At 57.0% G+C, this 17,598-nt stretch carries 15 protein-coding genes; 6 read left to right on the forward strand and 9 right to left on the reverse strand.

What is annotated here, in order from left to right:
• Window positions 1-211 precede the first annotated feature (211 nt).
• The 4 genes from ACHZCX_RS00330 (at window position 212) to ACHZCX_RS00345 (ending at window position 4,765) form a co-directional block, all read left to right on the forward strand.
• Window positions 212-1,123 carry an OmpA family protein gene (locus tag ACHZCX_RS00330; protein ID WP_319585266.1) on the forward strand — a complete coding sequence of 304 codons (912 nt, stop codon included), beginning with the start codon at window positions 212-214 and terminating at the stop codon, window positions 1,121-1,123.
• 94 nt (window positions 1,124-1,217) lie between these two features.
• Window positions 1,218-2,474, forward strand: coding sequence for a trypsin-like peptidase domain-containing protein (locus ACHZCX_RS00335; protein ID WP_319585267.1), 1,257 nt, complete (start codon window positions 1,218-1,220; stop codon window positions 2,472-2,474).
• A gap of 234 nt (window positions 2,475-2,708) precedes the next feature.
• On the forward strand, window positions 2,709-4,316 hold the full coding sequence (locus ACHZCX_RS00340) for an NAD(P)H-hydrate dehydratase (RefSeq protein WP_319585268.1): 1,608 nt from the start codon (window positions 2,709-2,711) through the stop codon (window positions 4,314-4,316).
• Window positions 4,310-4,765, forward strand: a complete 456-nt coding sequence (locus ACHZCX_RS00345; protein ID WP_319585269.1) for a CBS domain-containing protein — start codon at window positions 4,310-4,312, stop codon at window positions 4,763-4,765. Before ACHZCX_RS00340 ends, ACHZCX_RS00345 begins: the two co-directional genes overlap by 7 nt.
• Window positions 4,766-4,767: 2 nt before the next feature.
• Here ACHZCX_RS00345 and ACHZCX_RS00350 read toward each other — a convergent pair whose 3' ends face one another.
• The 9 genes from ACHZCX_RS00350 to rplU all read right to left on the reverse strand — a co-directional run bounded on the left by ACHZCX_RS00350 (window position 4,768) and on the right by rplU (window position 16,106).
• The gene (locus ACHZCX_RS00350) at window positions 4,768-6,060 is read right to left on the reverse strand and encodes a diguanylate cyclase domain-containing protein (RefSeq protein WP_319585270.1); all 1,293 of its coding nucleotides are present in this window, start codon (window positions 6,058-6,060) and stop codon (window positions 4,768-4,770) included.
• An 80-nt stretch (window positions 6,061-6,140) separates the two neighbouring features.
• Window positions 6,141-7,826: an ATP-binding protein gene (locus ACHZCX_RS00355; RefSeq protein WP_319585271.1), complete on the reverse strand. Its 1,686-nt coding sequence runs from the start codon at window positions 7,824-7,826 to the stop codon at window positions 6,141-6,143.
• Window positions 7,827-7,829: 3 nt separating this feature from the next.
• Window positions 7,830-11,117: a UvrD-helicase domain-containing protein gene (locus ACHZCX_RS00360; protein ID WP_319585272.1), complete on the reverse strand. Its 3,288-nt coding sequence runs from the start codon at window positions 11,115-11,117 to the stop codon at window positions 7,830-7,832.
• Window positions 11,114-11,794 (reverse strand): nicotinate (nicotinamide) nucleotide adenylyltransferase, encoded by a 681-nt coding sequence (gene nadD / locus ACHZCX_RS00365; protein ID WP_394708728.1) that lies wholly within the window; start codon window positions 11,792-11,794, stop codon window positions 11,114-11,116. Before nadD ends, ACHZCX_RS00360 begins: the two co-directional genes overlap by 4 nt.
• A gap of 3 nt (window positions 11,795-11,797) precedes the next feature.
• Window positions 11,798-13,066, reverse strand: coding sequence for a glutamate-5-semialdehyde dehydrogenase (locus ACHZCX_RS00370; protein WP_319585274.1), 1,269 nt, complete (start codon window positions 13,064-13,066; stop codon window positions 11,798-11,800).
• A 114-nt stretch (window positions 13,067-13,180) separates the two neighbouring features.
• Window positions 13,181-14,356: a glutamate 5-kinase gene (proB, locus tag ACHZCX_RS00375; RefSeq protein WP_319585275.1), complete on the reverse strand. Its 1,176-nt coding sequence runs from the start codon at window positions 14,354-14,356 to the stop codon at window positions 13,181-13,183.
• On the reverse strand, window positions 14,337-15,365 hold the full coding sequence (gene obgE / locus ACHZCX_RS00380; RefSeq protein ID WP_319585276.1) for a GTPase ObgE: 1,029 nt from the start codon (window positions 15,363-15,365) through the stop codon (window positions 14,337-14,339). The genes proB and obgE overlap by 20 nt, the downstream gene beginning before the upstream one ends.
• Before the next feature lie 141 nt (window positions 15,366-15,506).
• On the reverse strand, window positions 15,507-15,764 hold the full coding sequence (gene rpmA / locus ACHZCX_RS00385) for a 50S ribosomal protein L27 (protein WP_319585277.1): 258 nt from the start codon (window positions 15,762-15,764) through the stop codon (window positions 15,507-15,509).
• 30 nt (window positions 15,765-15,794) lie between these two features.
• On the reverse strand, window positions 15,795-16,106 hold the full coding sequence (gene rplU / locus ACHZCX_RS00390) for a 50S ribosomal protein L21 (RefSeq protein ID WP_319585278.1): 312 nt from the start codon (window positions 16,104-16,106) through the stop codon (window positions 15,795-15,797).
• 349 nt (window positions 16,107-16,455) lie between these two features.
• Here rplU and ACHZCX_RS00395 point away from each other — a divergent pair, with 349 nt between their 5' ends.
• On the forward strand, window positions 16,456-16,614 hold the full coding sequence (locus ACHZCX_RS00395) for a rubredoxin (RefSeq protein ID WP_319585279.1): 159 nt from the start codon (window positions 16,456-16,458) through the stop codon (window positions 16,612-16,614).
• 234 nt (window positions 16,615-16,848) lie between these two features.
• Window positions 16,849-17,553: a lipid-binding SYLF domain-containing protein gene (locus ACHZCX_RS00400; RefSeq protein ID WP_319585280.1), complete on the forward strand. Its 705-nt coding sequence runs from the start codon at window positions 16,849-16,851 to the stop codon at window positions 17,551-17,553.
• Window positions 17,554-17,598: the final 45 nt, after the last annotated feature.

Genomic DNA, 17,598 nt, shown 5'->3' on the forward strand with positions numbered 1-17,598 from the left:
GGCGCGGAGGAGGTCCGCTGTATCCTTCACGGCATGGCCGCCGTCCTCACCGCTGATCTGGCTAGCCTCTATCTGTTTAGCAAATAAAAGCCGGGGCGGCTCTATTGTTCGTCGCCTCATTCATTCCTTGGACAAGGCGACCCGTTTACCCTATAATTTGACGAATTGTTGTTGGTTTCCCTCGCTCAATAACGCACACAAGGAGAAAAGTATGAAACGGGTTGTAGTTACCGCCGCTCTGGTCGCGGCTATGTTTGGTGGATCGTCCGCTTGGTCGGCGGATGCGGAAAAGTGTAAGGACCATCCTTTGTTCACCCGGATGGCTAATTTTGAAATCCACGGGTGCGCGACCACCGAGTTTGATGCGGTTGGATTCCCTAAGCCTGAACTCAAGGAATGGAATAATCCGGAAGATTACTCCACTATCGAAGGCCGAATCCGCGCCATCAGCTACAAACTCAAAGAAGGCGCTACCCAGGTCAGTTCCCTACAGATCATCCGTAATTTCCAAAATGCCGTCAAAAAGGATGGTGGTGCGGTGCTCGGTGATTATGGACCTGAGGTCTATCCCATCTTGCCGCGGACCGCTGAAAAATTTTTAGCTGAATCCCCCAGCGGCACCTCATTTGACCGTTATACCATCATGACCCTGAACAAGGGCGGGAGCGAATTCTGGATCTACCTTTGCGCCAGCGAGTCCTATCAGGATTACATGCTGCTTATGGTTGAAAAGCAGGAGATGAAACAGGAAATCAGCGTCAACGAGCTCGAAAAACAGATCAACAAGGATGGATTCCTCACTTTTTACATCAATTTTGACACTGGCAAGGCGATCCTCAAACCGGAGAGCATCGGCAGTGTCGATCAAATCGCCGCCCTGCTCAAGGCATCGCCCTCGCTCAAGGTGAGCATCGAAGGCCACACCGATAACGTCGGTACTCCGGAGAGCAACAAAAAACTCAGTGAGGAACGGGCCAAAGCAGTGATGGATGCTGTGGTGACCAAAGGTATTGCCGCCGATCGGATGAGCGCCGTGGGGCGCGGCCAGGATGCACCTGTGGCTGACAACCGCAAGGAAGAAGGCCGGGCGCTTAACCGCAGGGTGGAAATGGTTAAAAAATAGAGGGTCCACCGCGTTCAAAGACCTTGAAACAATCATGGGCGGGGCGAAAACGTCCCGCTTTTTTTATCAGTTTTGCTTCGGCCAAAAAACGAGTATGGAGCTGCATGAAGCACTGGTTGCTTCGGCAGCGAGAGCCTCTCAACCTGATTGCCCGGCCGGAACGCCGTGGTACATATCCACTGATATGACGCTCGAAACGATCCGTTGCCCCAAATGTTCCCATGCGCAGACCAACCAGGTGGAGTGCGAGGCCTGCGGTCTGTTGTTTCGCAAATTTGAACAGGTACAGGCACGCGAGAAGGAAGAAAAAAGTGCACAAAGCGGGCAGTCAGGCTTAAAATCGGAGCGATCGGGTTCTGCTACGAAAATCGGTTCGGTCTTGGCCCTGGTGGTGGTAACCGCCGCCCTCACTTATGTCCTCGCCTCCAGCAACAGACCTGAGTCTGTGCCACCTCCTCCCACGCAGCCTGCGGAAACGGTGGTTGCAGAGAAAGTTACCCCAGATACGGCGGCTAAGCCTGCGCCGCAGCGTATCGAACAAACCCCGGCAATCAGCGCCGGCAGTCCCCTCGAGCAGGCGAAGAACGGCACCGTGGCCATTGAGACGCCTTGGGGGACGTTAGGATCGGGCTTTTTTCTCACCGATACCACCATCGTTACCAACAAGCATGTGGTTGTCCAGGATACCAGTCAATTGGATGAGTTCCGCCATAAAGTCAAAACCAGCCGTCAATTGATCACCCTTGAACAGGAATCGATTGTCGAGTTGCGCAACCGGTTGAACCGGATGGAAGACGGTCCGACTCGCCGTCAGTTGATCATCATCCTGCAGGAAAAGGAAAAGCTACTCACACGGGTCCTACCTATACAGAAAGAAGAAGAAGCTCGACTCAAGGAAATGGAACAGCCAAGATCGACCTCAGGCATCAAGGTCTTCCTCGCCGATGGCAGCGAGTACACCGCCCAATCCGTCCAGGTCAGCGCCAAACGCGACCTGGCTTTGTTGTCGCTTTATTCAGCCAAGGCAGTGGTGCTTAAAACCGCCGCCAAAGGCAGCGTTCTGCAGCAGGGGGACAAAGTTTTCACCATCGGCAATCCTTCGGGGTTGCGCAATACCGTCACCTCGGGCATTTTTTCCGGTTACCGCCAGGACAAGGAAACCGGCGAGGTCATACTCCAGACCGATGCGCCAATCAATCCCGGCAATAGTGGCGGTCCCTTGATTGACGCGCGTGGCCAGGTGTACGGCGTTAATTTTTTGAGATTACGGGACACCCAGGGCATCGGTTTTGCCATCCCCATCCAAGCGGTGTTCGAGGAGTTTTCGATCACCTCGCCAACGGGGCAGTAAAATATGGCGGGTACTTGCTCCGGTGGATCCGATCGTGTCGTCCACTCTTTTGGGTAGAGGTGGGCAGCAATAAAAGAGAGATGGGGTGTCGTTGAAGGATGTTACACGAAATAGACTCTGTTCAATCACTGGTATAAGGCTTATATTCTAAACATAAGTGATTCATTCCAGTAGAGAATAATGGGAGTTGGGCAGCTTCTTCCAGCTCCTGCAACCTAGAGGATGTTATCGTTCATGCAATTGGCTTTTGCCGCGCAGATGCGCGAACTCGACCGAAGAACCATTGAAGATATCGGCATACCCGGCATGGTCCTGATGGAAAATGCCGGCCGGGGCACGGTTGATCTGATGGAAAAAATCTTTGGGAAAGTAGCGGGGAAGACTGTGTGTATCTTCGCCGGACCAGGCAATAACGGCGGCGACGGGCTGGTTATTGCCCGAACGGTGCACGGCCTGGGTGCCTATCCTTTCGTTTTTTTTCTGCTCGATCCGGAACAGCTCAAAGGGGATGCCGCTCAGAACTTCGCCATTCTCAAGCGGTTGCATATTCCCTTTCAGGTTCTAGATTATTCCGAGAAAATGTTGACCTTGGTCGACACTGTTCTCACCTTGAACCGGATCCATCCTATCCACTGTCTGGTCGACGCTCTTTTTGGCACCGGCCTGGAGCGTGAGGTGGAAGGGCATTTTCTCGATGTGATCAACTGCCTCAACATTCTCCGGGAACGCCACCGGCTGCCGGTGGTCAGCGCCGACATTCCTTCGGGCCTCAGCAGTGACAATGGTGCTGTCTTAGGAGGCGCTGTTCAGGCAGATCTCACCGTGGCTTATGGCCTCCCCAAGCCCGGCCACTTTCACCACGGCGGCCCCTGCATTGGCCGCCTTGAGCAGGTCGACATCGGCATCCCCATCAAAGTGGTTGCTCAGATGAATTTGGACGGTTCAGTGCTGGACAGCAACATTGCCGGTCGGATGCAGCAACGGGCCAAGGCAGCGCACAAGGGGTCAAACGGGCACCTCCTCATTCTCGCCGGCTCCGAGGGCAAAACCGGTGCGGCCCTGCTCTGCGGCCGAGGCGCCCTGCATAGCGGCGCAGGCCTGGTGACTTTTGCGGTGCCTAGGGATCTCAACCCAATTTTCGAAATTGCCATCGCCGAATCCATGTCCGTTCCCCTGGTCGCCTCCCGCGGATTTTTCAGCGTTGACGATTATGAGCAGATTGCAAGCCTTGCCAAGGGAAAAAACGGTATTGTGCTTGGCCCCGGGATCGGCATAGAGAAGGCGACGGAGCAGCTGGTGCTTCGCCTCTACAGCGAAAACAGCAATCCGCAGGTGGTGGACGCCGACGCCTTGAACGTCCTCGCTGGGCATCCGGACATTCTCCGCAAACCAGCGGGTCCGAGAATTTTCACCCCCCACCCAGGGGAGATAGCCCGTCTGCTCGGTTTAACCATCGAGAAGGTTCAGGCGGATCGGCTGAAAGCGGCCCAATGGCTCAACGCAGAGGCCAACGCCGATTGGCCGCCGATGATCACCGTGCTCAAAGGGGCGGGCACGGTGGTGGCCGCAGCGAGCGGTCCCTGGGCGATCAATACCACCGGTAATCCGGGCATGGGGACCGGCGGCATGGGCGATGTGTTGGCGGGTATCATCGGGGGGTTACTGGTCCAGGGGCACGACCCCTGGAATGCCGCCTGCCTCGGAGTCTACCTCCATGGCTTGGCAGCTGATCGGATCGCCGCCTCCCAGCCTTACGGCTTCACTGCCTCGGAAGTGGCGCTGAGCCTGCCACAAGTGGTCGGAACTTCTCTCTTACAATCCAACAAGGAGACACTATGCTGAAAGCACAAGATATAATGACGCGCGAAGTGATCACGGTCAACGAAAACGCCACGGTGCGGGAACTGGCCGCACTCCTGCTTTCCCGCAGCATCAGCGGCGCCCCGGTGGTTGATGACGCGGGTAAGGTGATCGGCGTGGTCACCGAGAGTGATCTTATTTTCCAAAACAAGAAGGTGCATCTGCCCGCAGCCTTTGCCATCCTCGATGCCTTTGTCTTTCTGGAGCGTCCGGAAAAGATGGAGCAGGAACTCAAAAAGATGGCAGGGTCCAGGGTCGGCGACATCTGTTCGCGCAAACTGGTGGCGGTGACTCCGGAAACGGAGTTGGAGGAACTGGCGACCCTGATGGCGGAGAAGAAAATCCACACGCTGCCGGTCATGGCGGCAGGTAGCCTGGTAGGCGTGATCGGCAAGTCAGATATTATCCGGACGATTGCCCAGGGATTGTAGCGCTAAACGTTGTACAGCTGCCAGCAGTTGCGGCCTTTTTTCTTGGCCTCGTACATGGCGATGTCAGCGTGGCGGAGCATGGTCTCAGCATCGTCGCAGTCTTGGGGAAAGACCGAAATACCGATGCTGGCACCGATGAAACAGATGTGGTCGCCCGCCTCGATTGGCTCGTTGAGCGACTCGATGACCTTCTGTGCCACCAATGTGGCGCCTTCCAGGGTTTCGGTGCTCTCCAGGAGGATGACGAATTCGTCGCCGCCTAACCGGCAGACCGAATCCGAGGTTCGCAGAACGCTGCGCAAACGTTCAGCTACCTGGACTAAAACAATGTCGCCAACCCCGTGGCCGAACTGGTCGTTGATTGGCTTGAACCGATCCAGATCGATGAATAGCAGGCAGAGAATACGACCGTAGCGTTTGGATAGGGAAATGGCTTGGGGCAGGCGCCGCCGGAAATAGTTGCGATTGGGGAGGTTGGTGAGCGGATCGTGGTTGGCCATGTAGCGAATGAGTTCGGCCGCCTCCTGCCGCTCGGTGACGTCTTGAAAAACCAGAACACCGCCAACGAGCCGCTGCCCCTGGCGAATCGGGGTTGAACGAAAATCCACCGGGAAGCTGGTGCCGTCCTTGCGCAGCATCCTGGCCTCATCAAAACAGGTCGTGGCATTGATGTTGGGTTGCGCGAAAAAGGGACAGCAATCCTCGGAAAATTCCTCGCCGCCGGGCAGGGTGATTCTGAAAACCTTCCGGCAATCTCTCCCTTTGACCTCCTCGTTCTCGTACCCCAGCATTTTCAATGCGGCCGGGTTGATGTAGCTGATCCGTCCACTGTCATCGACACCACAGATGCCGTTGGCGGCGGCGTCAAGAATCATCTCATAGTTGCCCGACAGCAGTTCCAATTCCTGCTTGGCCCGGTGTGACCCCAGGATATAGCGGATACGATTTTTCAGCACCGGCCAGCGCAGGGGCTTACGGATATAATCGACGGCGCCGGCATTGTAGGAACGTTCTATACTTTTTTCGTCATCCAAAGCCGTCACCATCAGCACAGGAGGCGGATCGGCCATGGAGGAACGGATATGTTCGCAGACCCCTGGCCCATCGATACCCGGCATGGCAATATCGAGGATAACCAGATCAAACGACTGCTCCGCCAGTCTTTCCAACGCCGCATGACCATCTTCAGCCTCGATCACCGCATAGCCCTCGCTCTCCAGAAATTGGCGCATGAGCATGCGGATGACTTCGTCGTCATCGACAATCAGAATGTCAGGGGGGGAACCTGCCAGCAAAGATACCGTCATAACCAGAAAGAGGGGGGAAGAGGGAAAATGTCGTAACCGCCTTTTGCTATTGTATGAAAGACAGCGAGTTAATCAAGCTGTTCAGCAAAAAAATGTTTCACCCGGGCCACAGCCTGGACGATTTGGGTAAAAATTCGGTCAATTTGCTGGATATTGCCGCTCTTGCCCATGTGTTCCGCCAACAGGCAGAGCTGAGCCAGGTCCTCTGCCCCGAATTGGCTGCTGCTTCCTTTCATGGTGTGCGCCACCTTGTTGATGGCCTCGGCGTCCCTGGCCTGCACCGCCCTATCCAACTCGGTGACTCGCCGATCCAACGAACGAAGAAAAACCCCGACCACGGGGGTGATGTTGCCGACATGCTCACGCAAGCGTTGCAAAACCGCCGTATTGACAGCCATCTGGATTCCTGTCACTCCACCCTCGGCGTCGTTTTTGGCGAGTGATTTGGGAACAATGGACGGCCGCAGTTCCGGCAGCCAATGAGAGAGGACTGCTTGCAGTTTGTTGAAGTCCAGCGGTTTGATCAAGTAGTCGACCATACCCACCTCCTGGCACCGTTTTTGGGCAGCAAGGGTGGCATCGGCAGTGAGGGCAACAATGGGGGGCGCTTTCCGCTGATTGCTGGCAGCTTCCTCCTGGATGGCCATGGTCGCGACAAAACCGTCGACCACCGGCATCTGGCAGTCCATGAAAATCAAGTTAAACCGGTTCGTCCGGCATAGATCGACGGCCTCCTGCCCATTGCAGGCCATCATAATGTCAACGCGGGCATGGCGAAAGGTCTCGGCCATGACGATCCGGTTGGTTTCCTCGTCATCGACAATCAACAGGCGAAGAGTGTTCTCCCCTCCGGAGGAGGCAAGCGCGTCGATCTCCCCAAAAACCGGAAGGTGCTCCTCTGGTCCGATCTGCGCCGGGACCGCCTTGGATTCAGCAAAGCGTTTAACCGCTGGTAAAGGCACGGTGAACCAGAACGTGGCCCCTTTGCTATTGTCTGAACGGACACCAAGCTCACCACCCATAAGTTTGATCAGTCGGGCGCAGATCGAAAGCCCCAGGCCGCTGCCGCCATATCGACGGGTGGTGGAGCTGTCGACCTGGGTAAAAGGTTGAAAAAGCTTTCCTATCGATTCGGAGGGTATTCCCACCCCCGAATCCTCGACCTCGAATCTGAGCAAAGGCACTTTGCCGCCCGATTCTTCATTGCTCACCCGCAGGGCGATTGTGCCCTGTTCCGTGAATTTGACGGCATTACCGAGCAGATTCACCAGCACCTGACGCAAGCGATACGCATCACCCCGATATTGCAGGGACAAAGTCGGATCAATTTCGGCGGTGACGTTCAATCCCTTGCGCTTGCCGGTCACCTGATACAGTGAGATCAACTGGTCGAGCAAGGTTCGAAGGTCAAACGGCTCGATGTCCAACACCATCTTGTCCGCCTCGATCTTACTGAAATCGAGCAGGTTGTTGATCAATGTGAGGAGACTTGTCGCCGAGGTGCGAATAAGCTGGGCAAAATGCATCTGCCTGGGTTGCAGCTCGGTATCGAGTAGCAGTTCGCTGATTCCGATGACTCCATTCATCGGGGTGCGGATCTCATGGCTGATCATGGCGAGGAAATCGGATTTGGCCTGATTCGCGGAGTCGGCCTGCCGAGCCTTTTGCCGCAATTTCCGGTTTTCCCGATCTAACCGCTGCACTTCGGCTTCGAGTTCGGTAATTCGTGTCTGGAGAGGCGTCAGCTGATCCATATCTCAGGAGAAAAGGGAGAGTTGCCGGTGAGCCGGTTTTCGCTTCGCTGCCGGCCGGGATTCAGGCGGGGGCGAAAAAGAGGTTGACGGCAATTCGGCAAGCAGGGGTGAGGGCTGCCGGTTTTCAGCTCGACCACCGAAGACGGAGCGAGATTGACACCAGGTGAGGTAGAGCGTGGCGATGGCCCGAGTGATGCCGACATATAGCAGCCTGCGCTCTTCTTCCAGATGCTCAGCGTACGTAGCGGGTGCAAGTGGTAGGCGCGGCGTCAGCGGTACAAGATTTTCTTCCAATCCGGCGATAAACAACACGGTAAACTCGAGCCCCTTGGCGGCATGGAGAGTGGAGAGGGTCACCGCCTCGGCCCGCGCATCGTAGAGCACGGCATCACTAAACTTTTCGAGATGGGCGGCAAAGGCCGGAAGCGAACGATCAAAGGTCAGGGCCAGGTCACGCAAGCGCACCAGTTGGACATCCTGGGGATCGAGTCGGTAAGAGTCAATGAGGGTGCGTAAAACCGCTTCTAATGGTTGTTCTTGGGCAAGTGTCCGCAGCCGCGTATACAGAGAACGAAATTGTTCAAGGGCCGCGCCGGGGGGGCCTTCCAGTGCAATCGAGTCAAACAGCACCTCGTTTACTCCATGGGCGGATCGATGCAGTTGTGACTGCACCTTCCACAAGGAATTATTGCCAATCCCCTGCTCCCGGCCCAAGAGAAACAAGATGTGATTGGTTTCGGCCAGTCCGGCGAGCAGCAGCATCCAAGAATAAAGTAAGCGGCAATCACCTTTGGTGTAAAAGGCGTCGAGATCAACCAACTGAAAGGGGATGCCACGTTCAGTGAGCACCTTGCTGATGGCCTCGGCCTGGCGGGAGGTCCGGTAAAGAACGCCGATGTCGCGGAAGGAAACATGAGTCGTGCCGGTGTGATCGAACTGGTCCAGACTGCGATGCGAGGTCCCGCCCAGTTGCAATTCGATTTGGTCGGCGATGAAGGCCGCTTCCCGTTCAGGGTCCGCACATTCTAGCCGATGCATCTTTCCCGGTAGGTGGGCGCAGGGCTGCATCGCCGCGACTGGCAGGGGATGGGGATTCTGGCTGATGAGTTGTTCCGCGGCCCGAAGGATGGTCGCTCCGCTGCGGTAGTTGCGGACCAGTTGATGGACCTGGGGCTGCAACTCGCGGATAAACGTATGAAACCATTTCGGGTCTGATCCGCGGAATCCGTAGATTGCCTGATCGGGATCGCCGATGACAAAGACGGTCGACGTCTCGGCCAGCAGGGTGACCAGGGCATATTGGGCCTCGTTGACATCCTGAAATTCATCGACAAAAAGGTGGCCGGTGGCGGTGCGCACGGTGGCCGCGACTTCGCCCCCCCGACGCAGCAGTTCCACAGTGCGCGGCACCACGGCCTCGATGTCGATCAGACAACGCTCCTCCAGGGTCTGCAGATAACGGCTCGCCTCGGTCGAGAACACCGGATTGTGGGGCTGACGCATCAGAAGGGAGAGCTGACGTGAAAAGGCGACCCGTTCCTGTTCCTTCCAATCGGGGTATAATTCCGTGAGTATGGCGGCCCGTTCCTCGGGACCGGCTACGCCTAGGTCGGGTTGCAAACGCCGCAACTGGGTCAGGCAATAGCCGTGAAAGGTGGCGACCGTCACCGGTGAGCCGCATGCCGATGCCGCCTGCAACCGCTCCCGTACTTCCGCCGCCGCCTTGTTGGTAAAGGTAATCACCGTGCAAGGCAGGGGGGCAAGAGACGCTATCCGTTGCACCCGGCTGACCAGGGTGTGGGTCTTGCCGGTTCCCGGTCCTGCCTGCACCAGGATCAGGGGCGCTTCGCTGGCCACAATCCTCTGTTGCTCGCAATTGAGGCCCTTGATCGGTGCGACCGGCAAGGTTGTGTTGTTGCCTGGCAAGTCGATCCGGCTTCTTTCCTTGTTTTTTAGCCGCACTTTCCCCGCAACCGGCCCGAACAGGCTGCCTTGGCCGCAGAGGCTGGCGCGCTCACCCTCGGAAAAAACGGTGATGACGCCGAATTCTCCATCATAGCCCGCCCGGCGGATCACCTGGTTGCCCCGTATCCGGTCGATCGCTTCGGCCAGCAGAGAAAAGCCTTTGGTCCTGATTGCCTCGACCGGGGTGTCGAGAAGCAACCCAAATTCGGAGCCGAAAGCGTTGATCAGCCGGACATAACCCTCCACCGCTTTTTTGGTCGCCGGGCCACAGTCAAGCAGCTCGGCGACGATCTCCTGCAGGGGGATGAGGCTGTGGACCTGGGGACTGCCGGTGGGATAGACCGGTTCTGTCCGGTCGGCCAATGCCATCACCCGGTGCAGTACTCCGATGGTCAGGGGCTTACCGCAGACGGGGCAGAGACCGTTCACTTTTCGGGTTTCCGAAGGTTCCAGGCAGACCGCGCATTTACGGTGGCCGTCGCAGTGGTACTTGCCTTCCTCGGGGTAAAACTCGACGGTGGCGGTAAAGACCTGTTCCCCTGCGGCATTGACCGGGGAGCGGAGAGCCTCGCGCAGAGAAAAATAATCGAATCCGGTGGCAAAGAGGTTAGCTTCGCGTCCCAGTTTGCCGGGAGAATGGCAATCGGAGTTGGAAATGAGGGTGAACCGGTCCAGGCTCGAAATCAGCCGGTTCATCTCGGGGTCGGAGGAGAGGCCGGTTTCCAGGGCAAAGATGTGCTCGCTGAGATCGCCGAAGCACTCTTCAATGCGGTCAAACCCCGACTTGGAGCCGAACAGGGAAAACCAGGGTGTCCAGATGTGGGCTGGGACGAGAAAGCCCTGTGGCGCCTTTTCCAGCAGGATTTCGAGGAGGTCGCGCGAATTGAGGCCGAGAATCGGCCGGCCGTCGGAGGCGATGTTCCCGAGGGTAGCCAGAGTGGCGTTGATCTGCCGGACTGAGTCGAAATCAGGGGCATAGAGCAGGTTGTGCACCTTACGGACCTGACCGCCCCGTTTGTAGATGGAGCTGATTTCAGCGCTGAGAATAAAACGGATGGACTCGGGGTGGATGGCAGGCTGCATCCCTGGGGGCAACAAAGCGCGAAAGTCACGACCGGGTTCGGCTTTCAGCCGGAAAAAACCGGGTTCGGCTGGTTTAAGGCAGTCCTGGAGGTGGGCAAACCAGCCGGGGTGGGTGAAGTCGCCGGTCCCCACCACCCCGATGCCCTTGACCGCCGCCCAGGCCGCCAATCCATACAGATGGCTGGCCTTGCTTGTCGCCCGGGAATAGTGGGAATGGATGTGGAGATCGGCAATGTAGTTCACAAGGGCGCCCGCCAACCATAGAGATGATATTGCTTGATGTAGTCAAACACTGCCGGAGGCAGCATGGCCGGAACCTTACCCTGGGCCAGTTCTTCTCTGATCGAGGACGAGGAAACCGGCAGTTCGATATCGTCTAGATACTCCACCGTCCGTTCTCCCCGGCCGATCCACAGGCCATGCTGCGCGTCGAATTTGAAAGAGGCATCCAACGATCCGAGCGCCATGTCGACCTTGTCTGTGGTGATCCTATCCCGGTTGACTACAATTAGATTAACCAGGGCAAGGAGTTGGTCAATCCGGTGCCAATGGGGCAAATCAAGGAGCGAGTCGGCGCCGATGATCAAAAAAAAGCGGTGCCCACCCTGCGCCTTGATCAATGCCTCTACCGTATGGATGGTGTAGGAGGGAAGCGGCAGATTTTGTTCGACGCACGAGCAACGCAGGCACCCACTGTCCCCGGGGCATTCGGCCAGGGCCGCTTCGATCATGGCCACCCGATGGGCAAACGAGGCTGCTGGCTGTCGTTTATGCGGCGGGAGGGGCGCTGGTATGAACAGCAACCGATCGAGCCGGCAACGGTCGAGCACATGGCGGGCCAAATCAAGATGCCCCTGATGGACGGGATCAAAGGTGCCGCCGAACAGGCCGACGGCATGGCCTTCTTCAGACACAGACACGCTTCAGGCGCGGGTCTCACCCGCACCATAAACAATGAATTTTTTGGTGGTCAGTTCTTTCAAGCCCATGGGGCCGTAGGCGTGGAGCTTGGTGGTGGAGATGCCGATTTCCGCCCCCAGACCGAACTGGCCGCCGTCATTGAACCGGGTCGAGGCGTTGACCATCACCGCCGAGGCGTCTACCTCTCGGAGGAAACGCTGGCTGCGCTCGTACGAGCGGGTGAGAATAATTTCGGTGTGTTTGGAACCGTAACGGCCGATGTAGTCCATGGCCTCATCTATCCCGGCCACCACCTTGACCACCATGGCCAGATCAAGAAACTCGGTGCCCCAGTCGCTTTCCGCAGCTGGTTCGATCATCTCGCCGCCGAGCAGGAAACTGCTGGGGCAGCCGAGCAGACGCACCCCTTCCTTCTTGAGGGCTTGGGCCACTTTAGGGAGGAATTCGGCGGCGATTTCCCGGTGCACCAATAGCCCTTCCAGGGCATTGCAGGCACTGGGCCGCTGCACCTTGGCATTGAGGATGACCGGGATGGCCATGTCCTGATCGGCATCCTGGTCGACAAAGCAATGACAAACGCCCTTGTAATGTTTGAGCACCGGGATGCGTGATTTTTCGGTCACCGCCCGGATCAAACCTTCGCCGCCGCGCGGGATCACCAAATCGATATAAGCCTCCTGCTGGAGCAGGTAATCGATCCCTTCCCGGTCGGTGAAGGCCAGGACCTGGACGATGGCGGGGTCGGCCTTGTGTCTGGCCAAGACATCCTGCAGAATCTTGGCTAAAGCCAGATTGGAGCGCAGGGCCTCGGAGCCGCCGCGGAGAATGACCGCGTTGCCGGCCTTGAGGCAGAGGGCCGCGGAATCGATGGTCACATTGGGCCGGGATTCGTAAATCATCAGGATGACGCCGAGCGGCACCCGCATGCGGCCCACGGTGATGCCGCTGGGACGACGGCGCATCTCGCTGACCTCGCCGACCGGATCCTCCAGAGCGGCCACTTCGCGCAACCCTTGAACCATCTCGCCAATGACCTTTTCGGTGATCTGTAAACGATTGAGCATGGCGGCAGAGAGGCCTTTTTTTGCAGCATCGGCCAGATCCTTGGCGTTTTCGCTGATGATCACCTGCTGCTGGGCAACCAGTGCCTCGGCAACATCGAGGAGCATCTGGTTTTTAACCGAGGCGGGCAGGGCGCCGATGCTGCGAGTGGCGGCCTTGGCCTTTTTTACCATATCCAGGACTGCTGCTTCGATCTGTGCGTGTTCCATCCCCGTCTTCTCCTCTTCTCCGGCACTCGCCGGTTGGGACCGGCGGTTTTAGCTTTCCATCAGTACGTTACACCGCCCCACTATGACGCGAAGCACCTTGCTTGTAAAGTGACTTTATAACAGACCGTCCCGACCCATGACCACAAGGTTGTCGCGGTGAATGACCTCGTCGCTGTCCTTGCAGCCGAGGAGGGCGGCAATCTCAAGGGTCTTTTTTCCTTTAATCCGCTCAATGTCGGCGGCAGTGTAATTGCTCAGACCAGCGGCGATCATCGCGCCGCTGCGGTCGAGGCAGTGCACCGGAGCACCTACCGTAAAACTACCCCGAACCTCGGTGATTCCCGAGGGCAAAAGACTTTTACCCTGTTCGATCAGGGCGCGGCGGGCACCGTCATCGACCACTAGAAACCCCTGAGGCTTCAGCACATAGGCGATCCAGTGTTTGCGCCGGTTAATCTTGCCCTTGCCAGGGAGAAAAAAGGTGCCGACCAGTTCGCCACTGAACAGAGCCTGCAGGATTTCGGGATGCCGGCCCGGCCCGATAAAGGAGCAACCGCCGCAGGCCGCTACCATCTTGGCTGCCCGAATTTTGGCAATCATGCCGCCGGTACCGAGCAGGCTGGTGGATTGGCCCGCCATCCGTTCAATTTCCTTGGTTATACTGGCAACGGTGTAGATCGGGCGGGCCGAAGAATCCTCCGAGGGATGACCGGTATAGAGGCAGTCGACATCGGTGAGGATGATGAACATGTCAGCTCCGATCATGTTGGTCATCAGCGCCCCCAGAGTATCGTTGTCGGAAAAACGCAACTCTTCTGCTGAAACCGTGTCGTTTTCGTTGATGATAGGGACTACCCCGAACTCGAACAGGGTGAGGATGGTGTTGCGGACGTTGAGGTAGCGGCCCCGGTGGGAGAGGTCGGCATGGGTCAGTAGGACCTGGGCAACCGGCTGCTCGAAATCGGCAAAGGCCTGTTCATAGGCCTGCATCAGTAGACCTTGACCGGTGGCGGCCAGGGCCTGTTTGACCTTGAGTTCTTCGTGGGGAGTTTTGACGACGCCCAAACGCTTGCGCCCGGCGGCTACAGCGCCGGAGCTGACCAGGATCACTTCGCGGCCGGTGGATTGCAGGAAAGACACCTGGCGGGCAATGTTGCCGATGATTTTGAGATCGAGGCCATTGTCATCGGTGAGGACAGCGCTGCCAACCTTGAGCACCACCCGTTTGGCCTGATCAAAAAGGGTTTGACGGTAAAAAAGGCCGTCGTCCTTAGTCACCTGAAAGGTCATGGCGTACCTCCGCGCGCTGCTTCTCCAGCAGATCGGCGAGCAGCTCTTTGAGTGATTCCAGCCCATCACCCTCTTCTGCCGATATGGCGACTATCGGGAGATTGAGGCCTGTAAACTGCTGCTGCACTTCCGCCAGCCGCTCTTCGTCGACCAGATCGATTTTATTGAGCACCACCAGATGCTTGCGGTCGAGCAATTCACGCTTGTAGGCGGCCAGTTCCCGGGCCAGCACCTGGTAATCTTCGTAGGGTTGATCGTCGTCGCTGGAGACGTCAATCAGATGGAGCAGGATGGAGGTTCGTTCAATGTGGCGGAGAAATTGATGGCCTAGTCCCACGCCCTGATGTGCTCCTTCAACCAATCCAGGGATATCGGCAATGATGCAGGGGTCGGTGTATTCGAAATGCAGCACCCCCAATTGCGGCTCCAGGGTGGTGAAAGGGTAGGGGGCAATTTTGGGATTGGCTGCCGAGAGTTTCGACAAGAGGGTTGATTTGCCGGCATTGGGCAGACCGATTAGGCCAACATCAGCCAACAGCTTGAGTTCGATCACCAGCCAGCGTTCCTCTCCCGGCTTTCCAGGCGTGGCCTTGCGCGGCGCCCGGTTGGTGGAGGTGGCGAAGCGGGCGTTGCCGAGCCCGCCTTTGCCGCCCTCGGCTGCGCAAAAGACCTGCTCGGGCTCGATCAGATCAACATACACCGCCCCGGTTTCCGCGTCTTTGATGACTGAGCCGAGCGGTACCCGAACCTCACAATCCTTGCCGCCCCGGCCGTGCTTGTCGCTGCCTTGGCCGCCGACCCCTGACTCAGCTTTAAAGTGCGAATGATAGCGGAAGTCGATCAGTGAGTTGAGATTACGGTCAGCCACCAGGTAGACGTCGCCGCCTTTGCCGCCATCGCCGCCGTTGGGACCGCCCTTGGGGACATATTTTTCTCGCCGGAAACTGACGCAGCCGTTCCCGCCGTCGCCGGCCTTCACGTAAAATTTTGCTTCGTCGATAAAACCCATACTTTAATCCGGAGGTCATACAAGGGGGGATACTACGAAAAAACCCGGCATCAAGATATCTTGATGCCGGGTCCGCAACTTGACGAGCGGGCTGTGCCTCAAGGAGGCGCGAACATCCTCCCTGGCGGGAGGCGAACAGCCCTATTCGACAGGATAAACAGAAACTCGTTTTCGATCCTTGCCGAAATCTTCGTACTTGACTGTTCCATCAATTTTGGCAAACAGGGTGTAATCACGCCCGCAGCCGACGTTAGTTCCAGGGTGAATGACCGTTCCCAGTTGCCGGACCAGGATGCAGCCGGCAGTGACCACCTGCCCGCCAAACCGTTTTACCCCGCGTCGTTGTCCTGCACTGTCGCGGCCGTTGCGTGAACTGCCGCCTGCTTTTTTATGTGCCATGGTGTGTTCTCCAGAATATCAGTTTGTCACTTACGCTGAAATCGTCTCAATGGTCAGGGCGGTGTACATCTGACGATGCCCCTTTTTTACTTGATACCCTTGACGTTTTTTCTTCTTAAAGACGATGACCTTTTTATGCCGGCCTTGCTCAACGATCTTGGCGACCACTTTGGCGCCGTCGACCATGGGCTGGCCAATCTTAACGGTTTCACCCTCGACCACCAGAAGAACTTCCGACAACTCGACCGTATCGCCTACTTCGCCCGTTAGTTTTTCGACGCGAAGCGTGTCGCCGGCTTCTACCTGATACTGCTTGCCGCCGGTTCGAACTATTGCATACATGCGACTCCTCCTCACTATCCTCAAATTGAAAGCATCAATGGAAATACTTTATCGTAGAACGCGCCACTTAACCCGATTATGCCAAGCTCTGTCAAGAGGAATGTTCAGACCGGGGCCATTTCCTTCGGCTGACTGGAGCGATTTTACCGGCAGAAGCGGTATCCCAGCCTCTGTGCTGTTGCTTGGTCTAAGGAAAAGGATAATTTTTCCTAAACCGCCGTCTTCCCCTTGTCGGGCCGATGAAAAAATTATAGGGTAGGGTCAAAGTATCAACATCCCTCGCCTGATATTCCCATGGGAATAAGCGGGGAACTGTCATCCGTTCAACTTTTTTCAGGAGAAATCTGCCATGCAGAAAATGGAATGCCCTTGCGGTTATGTGTACGACCCGGCTGAAGGTGATTATGAAAACGGCGTAGCCGCCGGGACCGCCTTTGCCGATCTGCCAGATGAATGGGTCTGTCCCAAATGTGGCGCGGAAAAGGAGTATTTTTACGCTGTCGATTGATTTGCAAGCCACCGGCCACCAAGTTTAGGGTGACCGGTGGCTCTCCCCTCGCTCGTCTTCTCTTTTCCCACTCATGCCGCGCATCCCCTGACGAATTTTTCGTCGACAACTCCGGCACCCCCCGGAACAGGGCTTTGCCATTTTTCTCTTGTGCAAAGATGGTTGATACCATATCATCAATGATTCCGACAGGAAGAAACCCGTAATCCGTTTTCTCCACAAGGAGGTTTCCGCATGTCTTGCCCGCATCGTCTTGTTGTTGCCGCGCTGTTTGTTGTCCTTTCCTCGCTATGTTTCCTCGGTCCGGCCTACGCCGACTATTATGGAGAACCCGCTGACCTGGTGGATCGGTCGACCACAGTGTACAAAGGTTTTATGGCCGACCCCAACATGGAGTGGTTTCAACGCAATGTCGATCGGGCCAGAGGCATCTTCATTGTACCCCAGATGTTACGCGGTGGTTTTATCATCGGTGGATCAGGCGGCCGCGGTTTACTCCTGGCCCAAGATGCGACCACCGCCAAGTGGAGTTCTCCGGCTTTCTACAACATGGGATCGGTTTCCTTTGGGTTTCAAGCCGGGGCCGACGCCTCAGAAATTATCTTGCTGATCATGACCGACCGAGGACTGAACGCCATGCTGTCCACCGACTATAAAATCGGCGCTGATATAGCGGTGGCTGCTGGCCCGATAGGGGCTTCCGCCAAGGCGCAAACCGCCGACATTCTTGCCTTTGGCCGATCCCAGGGCCTGTACGGCGGGGTCAGCCTCGAGGGGGCGGCCATCTCGCCGATAGACGACTGGAACCGGCAATACTACGGCCAGCCGGTGCAGGTGTTCGACATCCTCATCAACCAAAAATGGAACAACCGCCAGGCCGATCCGTTGCGCCAACTCCTGCCCAAGCCTGGGCGCAATGTCCAACCGATCGGCAGATAGATCGACGGTGTTGCTACCATGACACCACAACGCGTTGAGCCTTAG

This window comes from uncultured Desulfobulbus sp. (assembly GCF_963662935.2).
Classification (GTDB): Bacteria; Desulfobacterota; Desulfobulbia; order Desulfobulbales; family Desulfobulbaceae; genus Desulfobulbus.